A 15,796-nucleotide genomic window follows, 5' to 3' on the forward strand; every position below is an offset into this window, starting at 1 on the left:
CATTTAATCCTTCTTTCAAGAGAGTTATAACCTCTTTTTCATAGTTTCAAGCAAAATTTCATGGAAAATACTAGATGTTTAGACTTATGATCTTGCTAAGGTCAGGCAAAAAATAGTCAAATGTATTCCTTTCTCTAATGCCTTTTCTCTCAAAACACGTGCACACGCCTGCAATGTGCTTCCCGTTGTATAAATATCATCTACAAGCAAAACGGTAACAGAAGGCTTGTTCTCCGTAGCACGATGAGATTCAGCTTTTAAAATAAAAGACTTCATCAAATTCGCCATATTGGGGTTAACAGAAAACGCATTATTCATGGTGTTCATACGTTCCTTTTTGGATTTAAAACTTTGTTTGCCTGTATCTTGTGGACGAGCAAGTAAAGATAGGAAGGGGAGCTTATTCCGCCTAGCAATCTCTTCTGCCAAGATCTGAGCCTGATTGAAGCCTCGCTCTGTCAGCCTCTTCTCACTTACCGGGACACAGGTCACTACATCCACACTCCACAAAGATTGCTTGAAACGAGAATGTTTAAGACTTGCAAACTCATACCTCATCGCCTGATAGGCTCGATTCATGATCTCGCCCAGCAAGGAACCATACTTTTCATTTCCACGATATTTGAACTGCCCAATCCATTCTCTCATCATCGGTGTATAGCTGGTTGCACTCCGATTGCACACATAGTAACGTACTAATCGGTCAAGCCTTACGCAATCCGGGCAAGACGTCGGACGTCCACAATAAACACAACGAATATTGTAAACCCAAGGAATTTGAAGCGAACAAGAAGTACAAATTCCGGGGAATTCGGAAAAACGCCCTGTGAGAGTGCCGCAAGCCATACATGTTTGGGACTGGCGATGGAATAGCCAATTCAAAAATAGACGGGTTGTTGGAATCATCCTCATACCAGAATGCACCTTTCTTGGTAGTTTACGTACCGACTTTGTTTCAGGTTTCACATTTCCAAAAAAACTTTTTTTATTTAATGCATTTAGTGCTTCGCCTCCTTCAGGTATCCTCTTTTCCGAGCCAGTGCATTCATACGTTTAATCTGTCTAATTGCTCTCTTTTGACCTCGAGTCCATTGGGGGGATGTAAAAATAACACCTCCACATGGGTCATCCTTGGACCTTCCTGCACGACCCGCCATTTGGACAAGAGAGGCTTCATCAAAAAGACTGCTGTCCGCGTCTAATACGTACACATCACTCCGTGGAACAGTTACCCCTCGCTCCAAAATAGTCGTTGTAACCAGAACACGTATTTCAGTAGCTCGAAATAAGCGCACTTTAGCGGTTCTTTCTTCATCCTGTGAGGAGGTGCCTGCAATAGGTACATCAGGTAATTGTTTAATCAGCAGCTTCACAAGTCCCTGAATATGTGAGATTCGTGTCACAAACAGGAAAACCTGTGCCCCACGTTGTATGGATACGCTTAGGCGTTGAATAAAGGATAGGGGAAGCCGACCTTTTTGCAGCCAATGTTGCACTGAAGCAGTCCCCAGACGAAATGGGACAGGTAGAGGGTAACGATGAAAACGAACGGGAACCTTGGCGTGTGGCAGTAGACCGCGTGCAGCCTCTTTCTGCAAGGATTGCGGTGGTGTAGCAGATAAATAGATAAACTTTCCCTTCGGCTTACATACTGCTCGTGCAGCAAAGGCAAGCATAGGATCATTGTGATAAGGGAACGCGTCTATCTCATCAATCACAACCAAATCAAAGGCTTGACGATAACGCAATAGCTGATGTGTCGTTGCCAGTGTAAGCTGTCCCCTTTGCCACCGTTCTGCGCTTCCCCCGTAGAGCGTCACCAAGCTCACATCGGGAAAAGCAATGGCCAATCGAGGCGCTAACTCCAGTACCACATCACGGCGTGGTGTTGCCACAAGTGCCGTTCCTCCGTGGTCCAACACATATTGCAATAGCGGAAACATCATTTCCGTCTTGCCTGCGCCTGTTACAGCCCAGAGCAGAAAACGTTCTACCGTGGTATCAGGCACCTGCCGATCAGCGTTATGCCTCGCACCTTCGCCAGGTTTTGGCGAAGGTTGCCTGCTGCGGGCAAGGGTGCTGCCATGCGAAGCGGCAGCATCTGATCCCCGGCGCGCAACCTTATCGCGCCGGAACAACGCCCGGAGCCCACGGCCTTCCGGGCGAAAACGTCCCCGCACTTCGCCGTGCGGTGCGGCCAAAAAGCGCAGCGCAGCTTCGGCGGCGGCACGTTGTGCAGGGCTCAGCCCCCAGCGGTCGAGTTCCGTCGCCGGGGCCCTGCCTGCTGTGCACGGCAGGACGGGTTTTGCTACGCCACGAAGCAGCAGCGAGCATTCACGGCTGCGCCCGAGTGCGAGACATGTCTCGCAGTAAGCGCACGCCTTACGTCCGCACGATGCGCAGCTCGTGCGGTGCACTACCCCGCTGCCACAACGATTGCAGCGAAGTTCATGCGTACGCGCGGCAGACCAGCGCGTACGTGGTGCTGGAGCGAGGCCAGCAGCAAAGCTGAGTCGGCCTTGCAGATATGCAAGTTGTGCAGCGGATCGCCAAGTATGCTCCAAACCTGGCGCTGCCTCTGCCAGCAGCGCTTCGAATTCCGGAACGAGTAACTGGCGTCCTGACAACAAATTAGCCAGTTCATTCGCTTGTCGTGTTAAACACTCCCTATCCAATCCATCAATTTCCGTGATGAGACTCCTTTTTTGAATAGAACGTAAAACTCCGTCTGTTTCCCGTCCCTCATCCCCACCTTTTGTGCAGGAAGTCCACCCTTGTACATGATCGCAAATGCATATATTTTCTACTCCTCCAGACAAAATTCGTTCTCCATCAAAAGGCTCAAGAGCCAGTTCACTTTTTAGCTGTGCGAGAATATAAGCCCACCACTGCCGTTTTCCCCATCGCTCCATATTTGCTAATTCCTTAAATGTTTCGCACAGCCTTGTCCCCCAGGACAAGGGAAGCTCATCTCCTAAAAGCACCCATCTTTCGACAACATTCTCTTGCCCCTCATCTTGATTCATCCACCATGTCATATCTACTCGAATATCCGCAGATAATCGGAGAGTCCAATTCCCTTTATACCTCACTGCATATACTGCAATCTTCACCTTCCCCTGCTCCTCCCATTCATGATTTTTGCGGTTCTTGTTACCCCAGAGAACAGCAAAAAAGCACACTCCTATGGCTAATAGCCTGAAGTGTGCTTCACATCAAGTAGATCTCAACGAAATCCCTGTCGTCTTGCCTATGCAACTGTTTTAAAACATTTATATCCGATTTTAACCACGATGTCCACAATCCCCTATCGCTAAGGAACAAATGGGGCGTCCGCCAACGACTTGACCGTTCTAAGATCAATAACAACCTGCTTTTCACCGCCTGACTTCGGTAAGACCGGGTTCCCCGGTGAAAAACGACTTGAAATGACTGAAACATCCATATGACTATAGCGTAGTAGCCGTGTCAGAATCGGTAGCGTATCGTCCATAGATTCATCATCCAGTACCGTCACATGTAGCGGCCTCCGGTGTAGCCAGGCAAGTATGTTCAGCGAACGCATCACCCATTCCACACGATCTCCGTCATTGGACGTAATCACAATATAGCGAGTCGCGCGATGACCCGGAGATATTGCGCGTGAATCTTCACCATTGTGATAAGCCTGAACCGCCTGTCGTATATACATAAGATGAACGACTGCGGCTCCCACACCGTATATAAGCAATATCCAAACCAAGTGAGCCGTCACGAGGGTTCCACCTCCTCCTATAGCGACAATATATGCCGTATAACAGGAAGAGGTGTCACGGTTATGTACTGGGTTTCCGCATGAGCGGACATATCGCTCCCAAAGAAAGGCGGTACAGCATTCATATCTATTAGCAGCTGCATCGTCTAATGCATGGAAAGACTACACTTTACAGCGTAACCCATCCATATTTAATTGAGTTAATAACTGCTTGTGTACGGTCATCAACTTCCATTTTTTGCAGAATGCTGCTGACATGGTTTTTGACCGTTTTCTCACTAATGAATAAATATTCACCGATCATCTTGTTGCTCTTACCTTCAGCCATCAGACGCAGCACTTCAGCTTCACGACGGGTCAATGGATTATTTTCACCTGCGACAAACTTCACGCCGGCTTCCTTCGTATGACCTTCAGCCATAGCCCCTGTTTCATTCAGGTAGGTCATTCGGCGAAGCTGCTGAATGAGCTTACCCGTTACCTTCGGATGGATAAACGCATATCCTTCATGAACCGAACGAATTGCATTAATGAGGGACTCGGCCTCCATATCTTTTAACAGATAACCATTGGCTCCCTTGCGCAACGTCTCGAATACATAGCTTTCATCATCATGAATTGATAATATGATAACTTTGACATCCGGGAACATCTCACGCAGTTTTTCGGTTGCCTCTACACCATTTTCAATTGGCATATTAATGTCCATCAGAACAATATCCGGTTTCTCTACGTTACAGAATTCCAACACTTGAATACCATCGCCACATTCTCCGATGACCTCAATGTCGTCCTCCATATTCAAAATACGTTTAAGTCCTTCACGGAACAACTGATGATCGTCCGCTAAGAGAACTTTAATGGGTGCATTGCTAATTTCCTGATTTTCCATGTTGTTACTCCTTTCCCTTTTCCACGTTGGTTGGGATATGAATCACTATCTTGGTGCCTTGATTCTCAGCTGATTCGATCTCCATTCTCCCCTCGAGCAGTTCAACCCTTTCCCGCATACCAATCAGACCAAAATGCCCATGATCTTTGCTTTTTTGCTGAAAAAGCTCTGGCTTAAAGCCCAAACCATTATCCTGCACCACGATTTTTACAAGCTGCGCCTGATAGGTAATCTCAACAAGCACATAGGTAGGATAAGCATGCTTGGCAGCGTTGGTCAAAGCTTCCTGGATCAGACGGTAAATGGCTGCTTCCATCGCGGAAGAGAGACGGTGTTCCTTGCCCCTTGTTTCAAAAAGCGATCTAATTTTCGTTTTTTCTTCAAAATCCTGCACATATTTCCGGAGCGTCGGAATAAGTCCCAGGTCATCCAGGGCCATAGGACGCAAATTGAAAATGACCTTTCGCATTTCCTCAAGACTGGAGCGAACCTGTTTCTTCAAGTCTACTATTTCGTCCTGAACCATCTTAAATTCCTGCTTGGCGATCATTCTTTCCACAATTTCCGTCCTAAGCACTAGATGCGCAAGGAGCTGCGCAGGTCCATCGTGAATTTCACGGGATATACGTTTGCGCTCCTCTTCCTGAGCCAAAATAATTTTCAGACCAATAAACTGCCGGTTTTTGGCCGATTCGATGATCCGCGTCACTTGCCCCAATTCACCCGACAAATATTCCAGCACGACCCCCATCTGCGAACCGATGGTTTCGGCGCGCTCGACAGAAGCCTCGACACTTTTGGCCCGCTTTTGAAGATCATCTCTTCTGGCTTTGAGATACATTTCCTTCTCGCGGAAAATCATCACATCGAGTTGAAGCTGTGTTGCCTTCTCATAAGCCTGCTTGATATCCTCTTCCGAATAGCGAACGAAGTCGCGGCTGACCTCAGTCAACCGAATGCGGGACCGCCGATAGTTCATTTCCAGCTGGTCCACCTTTTCGATCGTTTCTGCTGTTTCCTTCAAGACGCTCTGGAGCTCCTGATTTAACGTGACCAGCTCGGTCCGGGCCGTGTCCAATATTTCGAACATCTGATATTTGCTGTTCTCCATCACCTGGATGGCATTTTTAATGACTCGGTCTATGATATCGGCTTGAAAGTCCACAAATGTTCTACTCCAATCCTAGCATTTCAAGTATATATCATACCATATCATGACTGGAGGGTGATGGTCTTCGTTTCTTGTTCCCATTTTACAGTCATTCCTAACTGCTCAGACACGAGTCTTAATGGGACTAAAGTCCTACCTCCTAGCACAATGGGTGCAACATCAGTGCTTTGACGCTTCCCGTTCAGAACAACTTCTTTTTTCCCTACGGTCAAATCCATCAGCACACCGCCGCGCATAATGGTGATCCGCTGATCGCCCGCATTCCATTTGGCTTGTCCGCCAAATGCGTCCAGTACATACTTGATCGGAACATACGTTGAACCATCGCGAGTCATCGGAGCGGCATCAATCGTGGTCGGCGTTCCGTTCACCGTCATTGATTTTTGTCCAATCGTCATTTGAGCTGTTCCTTTTTTGAGTCCTTCTGTACCGACCGTTCCCGGTGTATTAAAAGAAATATTATCAAAAGCAACATTCCCTGTTTTAGCACGCTCGTCCTGACCCTCCGCTACATTGACCACATAAAGACGCTTCAGCTTCGCCGGATACGAAATATTCAAACCGCTCATATCTGCGTTAATGGTTTTCCAGCCGTTCCAGTCGATCACTTTAGCGAGATCAATATATGCTGTTTTGCCTTGAGCATCCTCTAACTCCGCACGCAACCAGTTCAGACTCTTATCCCCTCTGACATCAATCGAGATGGAAGTAGCCGCCTGTTCAAGCGTTTTCCCGGATGTGCCGTTCAATTGAGCGTAAGCATACATTTTACCACTGCCGTTCGTCATATCGTAGTTCAGCTCTAGCACTTTGGAATTGGCATGGTCGCCATCTCCTTGCACAACAGCCGCTGTGCCGGTAACACCTTCCACATTCGAAGTAAAATCAACCGGATACGAGACATTTTCAAAGTTCTCCCAGTTGTTTGTACTTGCTCCGCCAGCAGACAGGAAGACGACAGCGCTGAAACCATCATAGCGACCGATGGCATAGCCCGTTTTTACGCCTGCATCCACCGTATTTACCGTAAGCTGATTGTCCTTGACACTTCCCTTAAAGCCGATGAACTCCCATTTGAGCGCATCTGACGTAATGCTGACACTCTGTCCATCTTTTGTCTTTGCCGTTACCGGTACAGCGATTTTAGCTCCAGCGGTTAGCGAGCCACTTCCAGTACCAGCGGTAAGTGATGAAATTTCATCTGCTCCAAGCACCGTGACCTTGGTTGTAGCGCTGGCTGAGCCACTGGATGCCGTTAAAGTAGCAGTTCCCGGTTTGGCTCCCTTTACAGCGCCGCCGCTCACTGAAACAACAGCCGGATTGCTGGATTTCCACGTCACTTGTACTTTCGAGGTATCGAATGGATTGTAGTAATTGTCATAACCTTTGAAGGAATAGCTTCCGGTTTGTCCAATCAGCAGCGTTTTATTGCCCTTGATGGTGAAGCCTTTGAGCGTTCCTTTAGGAGCATTGGTATATACCCCCACTCCATTTACAATACTACGTTGCTCTGTGCCATATTCTGTATTGAACGTAAGCCCCGCTGTCGTATCTCCCAAATCACGAGTCACCATGGTGGTAGAGCCGCCGCCGTCAAGATTCATACCCTTCCAGACGCCAATATCTTTCATCAGCGTTTGCAGCTCACTCAAGGATACACCAACGCTGTTCCCATTCTTCTCAACAGCAATGACATAAGCGTAACGCTTGTCACGAGAATATCCCAGAGCTGTACGCGCACGCGTCCCGCCTATGCTTGTTGTGCTTCGAGAAAAAGAGGTTTTCTGACCGTCATTTACTAATATGGTATGTCCACCAATCATCATTTGAAGGTTAGAAGGATCTACTTCACTCCCTGTCGATTTAACTCGAAGGTGATAGCTTGTTTCTACCGTCTGTCCCACGGTCAGATGCGCTTTGGCATAATCAGCAGCTTTACCATGAGTACGTAAAATATAGCCATCCTGCGGAACGGTCATATTCAACGTAGCATTGTCGGAGACTTGTGTAACCACACCATTTTGTACCAATATCTCGGTAGGCGTTGTCGAACTGTTTTTGGGCCGCTCAATCGCTTTCCAAGCAGATGTATAAATATACATAGCATTAGAGTGGCTATAGCCGCCCCCACTCGTCTCAGGCGAATACGAAGCCTTGTTCATCCCCGCCAAAGAGAAGGACGACCCATCTCCAGCTTTTACTGTACCTTCAAAAGTAAACTGCTCCACCATCGGAGAACCATCCTTGGTTACAGCAAAGGCATACATACCCGTTAAATCAGATGGAGTAGACATCAACACACCCTTGGATACTTGTCCACCGATCGGCGCTCCCTCGCTGGAGGTATTAAAATAATCTCCGTTTACACCAGCAACCGCCCCGGTCTCTTTTGCCATGCCACCTGTACTCTGACGGGTCGTAAACTGTCCATTCTTCCCCGTCATGACATCCAGCTTGACGTACGGATTTTGTAAGTCCACTCGAATGATATCAGCCAGCGCTGTTCCTTTGGACCCTTTAAAACGATATTTCAATAATGTTGCACCCGAAGTAATGATCTCTTCGCCCAATTTTACAGTTGAACCAGAGGCTGCACTTGCGATTGGAGCAGACATCCAACCATTCAAGGGAATTAGAGCCCCAGTTCCAGCAACCGGACCGACCCATAATACCCCTGCCAGTGTTAACACGGCCCATCTTTTAGCAATTCCTCTGCCATTTACTTTCACTTCACTCTGTTTCTTATTACTTAAAAACATTTGGATAATAGCTCCCATCTCCAGTGTATTCAAACGGTTTTATTCCGCACGTGTACTCTATCAATAAACAAAAAAATCCTCTTATGTTAATAGACTTATTATATAGGCAAAAGTTACGAAAATCCCGTCAACTAATTCATAAAATCTAAAACGATGAATTGACGAATGCAATATCGGCGCACTATAATACATTTGAACTTATTAGTTCAAATAATACTGATTAGTTCACAACTCCAATTATGACCCTATCGGAAGGATTGATAATCATGAATAAACAACGGGCCATCATCATATTCACTTTATCCCTGAGCATCGCAATGACCGGATGTTCTACAGAAAAAAAAGATGCCGCTCTAGGTTCATCTGCACAGCCAACCGTTGTGCGCACCGCAATCGTCAAATCTACGCCACTTCATACGGCCTATAACTTGTCAGGCACTCTTCAGGCTTATGAGGAGAACACACTGGCTTTCCAAAATGGAGGCACTGTAGCCAGTGCATATCTCACTGTCGGTACTGCTGTACAGAAGGGCGCCGTTATTGCTAGTCTGGATGACGCTGACTACAAGCTTCAGGTAGCACAGGCGACAGCCTCCATCTTGGAGGCACAGGCTGGTATTGATAACGCACAGGCTAATTTACAGGCTGCTACCTCCGCGATTCAATCCGCTGATGCCGGCATTACAGGAGCTCGCGCGAATGTTAACAAGGTCAATAAAGGCGCACGTGCTCAAGAGAAACAACAAGCGCAAGCTACTGTAGATAAGGCACAAAGCGCCTATAACAAGGCCAAGACGGATAGCGAGCGTACACAGAAGCTATTTGAGGCAGGAGCTGCTACCGCATCAGATAATGAAAATGCTCGCCTGAATGCTACCGCAGCCCTGAAAGACCTAGAACAAGCCAAGGAATCCCTGTCCCTTTTGCTGGAAGGAGCCACAGCCGAAGATCATCAATCCGCCCAAGCTTCCTTTCAAGATGCGCTTGCAGGTAAAAGCAAAGCCCTTGCGGCCAGTGAACAGGCTGCAGCTTCCCAAAAACAAGCCCATGCCAACTACGAAAAAGCCCTTGTTGCCAAGGGGCAGGCAGAACTGGCACTTTCACGCACACGTCTAATCTCTCCTGTGAACGGTGTAATCTTAGACAAAATCGTGAATACAGGTGATTTGGTCGCGTCAGGGCAAGCCGTCTATCGCATAGGCTCCATCGACCGCCTCAAAGTACTGCTTCCTGTACCAGACAGTGAAATTAAGGATTGGAAAAAGGGTCAACAAGTAGAAGTGGCGCTCTATGAAGAGACTCGTCAAGGTACGGTGTCTAACGTCTATCCTTCAACCAGCACCGACACGGGAAGGGTTAACGTAGAGATTGTTATAAACAATCCACAGCGAGACTGGTTACCCGGTCAGGTCATTAAAGCTGCTCAACAGGTGACCGACAAGAATGGGATTCTCGTTCCTGCCGAAGCAGTCATTAACACGGGAAGCAAGCCTTTTATTTTCAAAGACATTCAAGGAAAAGCTGTTAAAACCCCTGTGGAACTTGGTAATCAGGTTGTAGATAATCAGTTGCAAATCGTATCGGGACTTCGTGAAGGCGAACGTATTATCGTTAAAGGGGCAGAAAACCTGTTTGATGGAAATGCGATTCAGTCGGAGGAAGGCGGACGCCCATGATTGAGTACATCGTAAAAAAACGAAAAATTACATTGCTGTTTTTTGTCATGCTGATTTTGGTCGGAATCTTCGGCTTTTTCCAGTTACCACAGCAGGAAATGCCGGATGTCACCATACAAAATGCCACGGTAACAACAGTCTACCCTGGTGCTTCACCACAAAAAGTAGAACAAACCGTAACTAAAGAGCTGGAGAAACGCATTAAGGAAGTTGAAGGTGTTAAAACGATTAGTTCGACTTCTGGTAACGGATTCTCCTCTATTTTAATCGAATCCAAAAACGGAGTTGATCCTCAAACGGTTTGGGATAATATGCGTAAAAAAGTGCAGGATGCACAAGCTGATCTTCCTCAAGGCGCTGAAGTGCCTGTTGTAAATGACAAGCTAACCAGCTCTTTTATCGGCTCCTATGCCCTAACAGCTGACTCTTCCGCACCACTGTATAAACTAAATGATTTAACAACAACTTGGAAAGATCAGCTCAACACCATTTCTGGCGTATCTAGCGTCAAATTCAATGGTCTCCCTGATCAAGAAGTACGTGTTCATATTGACAACCAGAAGCTTCAGCAATACCAGCTATCATGGGGACAAGTAGCTCAAGCGATCCAGTCTCAAATTGATCGGGTTCCTACTGGTAATATTGAATACAACGGACGTACCTATCAACTTATTGTTCGCGAGACCGAAAAAGCTGATGAATTGAATCAGGTCCTTTTGACACGCACCAAAGAAGGTAATCCTGTATATTTGAGAGATGTCGGCACAACGGAGCTGGCACATCCTAATACAGAATACTTTGCCTATGTAGAGGGTAAACCGGCCATTACGCTAAGTATTGGAGCAGAAACAGGCACAGACATCCCTTCTATGAGCGAAAAGGTCAATACCAAGCTCAAAGAACTGGAGAAAACACTTCCCGCAGGTGTTCACTTTCAAACTCTTTTTGCACAAAAGGATCAGGTAAGCCATATCTTTGACGACTTAAAGCGTGAAACGATTCTTGCGATTGCGGCCGTTATTCTCGTTTGTATGTTGGGGCTGAACTTGCTCACCTCTGCATTTGTTGCACTGGCCATTCCTATTTCGGTTTCGATTGCCATTATCTTTTTGCCTATGTTCGGCATCACTCTAAATCAGATTTCCGTTGTCGGTCTGATCATCGTACTCGGCATACTCGTGGATGATGCCGTAGTTGTAAATGATAATATTGAGCGTAGACTTACGGAATTAGGAGAATCTCCCTCAGTCGCAGCTGTAAAAGGTACCAAAGAGGTCATGCTTTCTATTTTGGTTGCAACTCTGGCTACCATCTCAGCTTTCGCGCCATTGTTGTTTCTTCCTGGAAATGTAGGTGCGTTTATTAAACCTATTCCTGCTATTGTCTCCCTGACCATGCTTGCCTCTATGATCATGTCGCTCACCATCATCCCTATTTTTCGAGAATGGTATGAGAAGCGCAGACAGGCTCGTCACCCTCAAGGTAAGTCTAAACCAGCAGGCTTGCTCGGCCAGCAGATTCATTCTTTAAACAAGCTCTATTCACAAAAACTGATGCCTAAGGTCATTCAGCGTCCCTTGTTGACAGCCATGGTCGGACTCATGCTTGGAACAGCCGCCTATGGATTAGTTCCCTTTACCTCAGTTGAACTTTTTCCTGAGTCGGAAGATCCTCATGTTGCACTAAATGTAAAAATGCCTGTAGGCACTTCAATTGCGGAAACCGACCAGGTCGTTAAAGACCTTGCAGGCTGGGTGAAAAAGCAACCTGAAACTTCCAAGGTCGTCTACAGCGCTGGAGGGACTGCCCCACAACTTTTTAGTGACATTAATAGTTCGGGTGGAAATATTAGTTATAACGAAACGGTGGGGCAGATTGCTGTCGTCGGCAAAGAAAACGTATTCGATCTCAATACGACAGTTGATGCTTGGGAACAACATGTTAAGAAATCCTACCCTGGAGTTACAGTTACGATGTATGTTCCTCGTCTCGGGATTCCAGTGGGTAAGCCCGTTTCTATTCGTATCTCAGGTCAGGATCTGAATGAACTGCAAACTCTTGCCCAAAAAGCAAAGGAGCAGATCGCGACAGTAGAGGGCACAACAGGCATCGTGGATGATATAGGAATTGAACGATATGCACTGGAGCTTGAGGTCAACAAACAAGCGATGGATCAATACCTGGTAAGTTACACAGATTTGACTCGCACCCTGCTTCTATTAAAAGAAGGAGCCCAAGTCAGCCAATTTGATACTGGAAACAGTCTGGTAGATATTAAAATGTATTTGAATCACAGCGACGAGGAGCCAAGTAAGCTTTTCCAACAATTAAGTGTAGTTAATGCAGCTGGTAAGCAAATTCCATTAAACCAGCTTGTCCAGATTAAGCCGTCATTTGCTATTCAGCAAATCAAGCATTACAATATGGAGCGGACGATTACGGTGGAAGCCGATTTGAACGGACGAACTGCAAGCGAAGCGATGGTTGATGTTGAAAGTAAGCTGGCACAAATGAAGTTCCCAGAAGGCTACAAATGGGAGGTTGGTGGGGAAACCTCTGACCAATCGACCATATTCAAGGACTTAGGACAGCTGGCGATCGTTGTAGTCTTGCTCATTTTACTCTTGATTACTATGCAATTTTATTCTCTCTCCATTCCTATTATTATTATGACGACCGTGTACCTGGCAGCAGCCGGCGGGATTATTGGTATTTTCTTGACCGGTATGCCTATTGGTTTTATGAGCATCATGGGAATTATTGCACTCGCGGGCATTGTTGTGCGGAATGGGATTGTGTTAATTGAATTTATTGAGGATGCACGACATGAAGGAATGGAATTAAAGGAAGCCGTAATACAGGCGGCCGCTGCTCGCTTCAGACCGATTTTATTGACATCTTTGGCAGCTATTGTAGGTATGATTCCATTAGCACTATTGGGAAGCCTGCTCTTTAAGCCACTGGCGTTTACCGTCATTTTCGGTTTGTTATTCTCGACCTTGTTAACCTTGTTTGTCGTGCCTTCCTTGTATATGATCATGGCCAAGTACAAGATGCGCCGTCAACTCAAAAAACAGCAGCACACAGTTATCACACGTGACCAACCTTTGTGATGTATGAAGTGAATTCGATGTTGTCGAGTTGGCCGGTCCCTAGGGGGAAGTATGTATGGAAAGTAAGAAAAATGATATTTTACAGGCGGCCATTCGGCTGTTCTCCAGAAAAGGCTATTATTCAACATCTGTTGAAGAAATAGCCAAAGAAAGTGGGATGGCGAAAGCATCCTTCTATAAATATTTTCAAGGAAAAGAAGAACTCCCTCTAGAAATGTGTATCATTCTGGAAAATAACATTGAACAAGACATCCGGGCTCTCTACAGCAAACCTAATCTTTCTAAGCACGATAAACTGCACGGTTTTATTGTACTTTACTTGAAAAATCTCGTTGAAAACAAAGTGTATCTCATGATGGATCTTCCTGAGCCTTCCATGCTTATTTTTCAGAATGAACAACTCAATTACGCATTCGAGAATCATGAATACAAATTGTACAGATGGGTTCGCGACTGCCTGATTGATATTTTTGGACCGAGCATTGAAGATCATGCATGGGATATGACCTTTGTACTTAAAAGCATTGTGTTTGAATATATTCGCTTCTTTGCCGATCGGATGAATGATGAAACGATTGAACATCTAACACAGTTTATTATCTTCTTATCCAGTTCCTTGGCAACCAGCCTGAACAATGCTGATTCAGCTCCACATTTGTTCTGGAGCAAGCAAGGCTGGTTACCTGAAAGTGCTCTAAGTAATCCCTTTGACCAAGGCCGTCAAATTAACAGCCTTCTCCACTCCTTGGAAGACAGTATACTGCTGTCTTCGTGGAGTTCAGAGGAGAAACAGGAGTGTCAGCAAATCTACGCTCATTTAAAGGAAGAGGCTCTGAAATCGAACCCTCAAAAAGGCCTCCTGAAAGCCCTTTTTGCGTATTTGGAGCAGTACAAGGAACTGCAAAAGGTTTGTCGTTTACTTAAAAATTTATTGGACCATGCACCGATATCCGAGTAGTCACTCAGTATTCGGTACTTCGGTGCAAATTCATACTTAACAGCGAAACACATCAAAAAAAGACTGTTCATGCAAAGCATGAACAGTCTTTTTGGGTTATTGCTTTTATTTTGATAATATACGAGGAATTACAGCCCCGCTTGTTCTTTTAGAATTTCAGCTTTATCTACGCTCTCCCATGGCACATCCAAATCTGTACGGCCAAAGTGACCGTAGGCAGCAGTTTGCTTATAAATTGGACGACGCAGATCCAACATGCGAATGATGCCTGTTGGGCGCAGATCAAAGTTATTTCGGATCAATTCAACTAGCTTCTCATCGCTTACTTTACCCGTACCGTATGTATCGACGTTAATCGAAACAGGCGTAGCTACACCAATGGCATAAGCAAGTTGAATTTCCACTTTGTCTGCCAATCCAGCTGCCACGAGGTTTTTCGCTACATAACGAGCAGCGTAAGCAGCGGAACGGTCCACTTTGGTCGGATCTTTACCGGAGAATGCTCCCCCGCCGTGACGCGCATAACCACCATACGTATCCACAATAATTTTACGGCCTGTCAGACCTGCATCTCCTTGAGGGCCACCGATAACAAAGCGTCCTGTTGGATTAATGTAATATTTGGTTTGCTCATCCAGTAATTCGGCAGGAACAACTGGCAAAATAACCTTTTCTTTGATATCTGCTTGAATTTGCTCCAAAGTAGTATCCTCCGCATGCTGCGTAGAAACCACAATAGCATCAATACGAACAGGTTTACCATTTTCATACTCTACCGTTACTTGGGTTTTGCCGTCTGGACGAAGGTAATTCAGTGTTCCATCCTTACGTACTTCAGACAAGCGTCGTGCAATACGGTGAGACATAGCGATAGGCAAAGGCATCAACTCAGGTGTCTCGTTCGTAGCAAAACCAAACATCAATCCTTGATCCCCAGCCCCAATGTTTTCCGTTTCTTTATCTACTTCAGCAGGATCACGGCTTTCCAAGGCAGCATTAACCCCTTGAGCAATGTCCGGCGACTGTTCATTCAAAGAAGTCAATACAGCGCAAGTATTATAGTCGAAACCGTATTTCGCACGTGTATAGCCAATTTCCTTAATCGTATTACGTACAATGGATGGAATATCCACGTATTCCGATTTGGAGCTGATTTCACCAATGACGAGAACGAGACCAGTAGCTACCGATACTTCACATGCTACCCGTGCATTAGGGTCATTAGCCAGAAAGGCGTCCAATACAGCATCGGAAATCTGATCACAGATTTTATCCGGATGGCCTTCTGTTACAGACTCGGACGTGAACAAATGGCGGCCTTTTACAGACATGAATTTCAACCTCCCACAATTAAAATACATGAGGATTTATTAAAAAATCCTGACATGGCAATGGCATTATTCAGATACCTTCAAGCCAACAAATGGCGGGAGATATCTTGTTACCTTATTAATAAAAAATGAACCTTTTCCG

Annotated in this window: 10 protein-coding genes; 3 read left to right on the forward strand and 7 right to left on the reverse strand. The window is 46.0% G+C overall.

The annotated features are described in order from the left end of the window. Positions 1 to 84: 84 nt before the first annotated feature. The 6 genes from ACWGXJ_RS22690 to ACWGXJ_RS22715 all read right to left on the reverse strand — a co-directional run bounded on the left by ACWGXJ_RS22690 (position 85) and on the right by ACWGXJ_RS22715 (position 8,576). A complete protein-coding gene (locus ACWGXJ_RS22690) occupies positions 85 to 651 on the reverse strand; it encodes a ComF family protein (protein WP_452567944.1) in 567 nt (188 codons plus the stop codon). A 347-nt stretch (positions 652 to 998) separates the two neighbouring features. Next, a complete protein-coding gene (locus ACWGXJ_RS22695) occupies positions 999 to 3,113 on the reverse strand; it encodes a helicase-related protein (RefSeq protein ID WP_452567637.1) in 2,115 nt (704 codons plus the stop codon). A gap of 200 nt (positions 3,114 to 3,313) precedes the next feature. Further along, positions 3,314 to 3,754 carry a hypothetical protein gene (locus ACWGXJ_RS22700; RefSeq protein WP_061831630.1) on the reverse strand — a complete coding sequence of 147 codons (441 nt, stop codon included), beginning with the start codon at positions 3,752 to 3,754 and terminating at the stop codon, positions 3,314 to 3,316. Between the two features lie 169 nt (positions 3,755 to 3,923). Beyond that, entirely contained in the window at positions 3,924 to 4,646 is a 723-nt protein-coding gene (locus ACWGXJ_RS22705; RefSeq protein WP_007432713.1) for a response regulator, read from the reverse strand. A 4-nt stretch (positions 4,647 to 4,650) separates the two neighbouring features. Next, complete coding sequence (locus ACWGXJ_RS22710; protein WP_013312293.1) at positions 4,651 to 5,811, reverse strand: sensor histidine kinase; 1,161 nt, start codon at positions 5,809 to 5,811, stop codon at positions 4,651 to 4,653. A 47-nt stretch (positions 5,812 to 5,858) separates the two neighbouring features. After that, a complete protein-coding gene (locus ACWGXJ_RS22715; RefSeq protein WP_452567638.1) occupies positions 5,859 to 8,576 on the reverse strand; it encodes a stalk domain-containing protein in 2,718 nt (905 codons plus the stop codon). Positions 8,577 to 8,842: 266 nt separating this feature from the next. On the opposite strand from ACWGXJ_RS22715, the gene ACWGXJ_RS22720 reads away from it, so the two are divergent. The 3 genes from ACWGXJ_RS22720 to ACWGXJ_RS22730 are packed head-to-tail and all read left to right on the forward strand — an operon-like array spanning position 8,843 to position 14,323. Beyond that, complete coding sequence (locus ACWGXJ_RS22720; protein ID WP_254326128.1) at positions 8,843 to 10,252, forward strand: efflux RND transporter periplasmic adaptor subunit; 1,410 nt, start codon at positions 8,843 to 8,845, stop codon at positions 10,250 to 10,252. Beyond that, on the forward strand, positions 10,249 to 13,365 hold the full coding sequence (locus ACWGXJ_RS22725; RefSeq protein WP_254326129.1) for an efflux RND transporter permease subunit: 3,117 nt from the start codon (positions 10,249 to 10,251) through the stop codon (positions 13,363 to 13,365). The genes ACWGXJ_RS22720 and ACWGXJ_RS22725 overlap by 4 nt, the downstream gene beginning before the upstream one ends. A 55-nt stretch (positions 13,366 to 13,420) precedes the next feature. Then, positions 13,421 to 14,323, forward strand: a complete 903-nt coding sequence (locus ACWGXJ_RS22730) for a TetR/AcrR family transcriptional regulator (RefSeq protein ID WP_254326130.1) — start codon at positions 13,421 to 13,423, stop codon at positions 14,321 to 14,323. Between the two features lie 128 nt (positions 14,324 to 14,451). Here ACWGXJ_RS22730 and metK read toward each other — a convergent pair whose 3' ends face one another. Continuing rightward, a complete protein-coding gene (gene metK / locus ACWGXJ_RS22735) occupies positions 14,452 to 15,654 on the reverse strand; it encodes a methionine adenosyltransferase (RefSeq protein WP_013312298.1) in 1,203 nt (400 codons plus the stop codon). Positions 15,655 to 15,796: the final 142 nt, after the last annotated feature.

The sequence above is a fragment of the Paenibacillus sp. S33 genome (assembly GCF_053615415.1).

Excerpts from the sequence above, each read along its gene's own strand:
- ACWGXJ_RS22690 (WP_452567944.1), bottom strand. The coding sequence starts at position 651 with ATGATGAGAGAATGGATTGGGCAGTTCAAATATCGTGGAAATGAAAAG.
- ACWGXJ_RS22705 (WP_007432713.1), bottom strand. The coding sequence starts at position 4,646 with ATGGAAAATCAGGAAATTAGCAATGCACCCATTAAAGTTCTCTTAGCG.
- ACWGXJ_RS22715 (WP_452567638.1), bottom strand. The coding sequence starts at position 8,576 with ATGTTTTTAAGTAATAAGAAACAGAGTGAAGTGAAAGTAAATGGCAGA.
- ACWGXJ_RS22720 (WP_254326128.1), top strand. The coding sequence starts at position 8,843 with ATGAATAAACAACGGGCCATCATCATATTCACTTTATCCCTGAGCATC.
- ACWGXJ_RS22725 (WP_254326129.1), top strand. The coding sequence starts at position 10,249 with ATGATTGAGTACATCGTAAAAAAACGAAAAATTACATTGCTGTTTTTT.
- ACWGXJ_RS22730 (WP_254326130.1), top strand. The coding sequence starts at position 13,421 with ATGGAAAGTAAGAAAAATGATATTTTACAGGCGGCCATTCGGCTGTTC.
- metK (WP_013312298.1), bottom strand. The coding sequence starts at position 15,654 with ATGTCTGTAAAAGGCCGCCATTTGTTCACGTCCGAGTCTGTAACAGAA.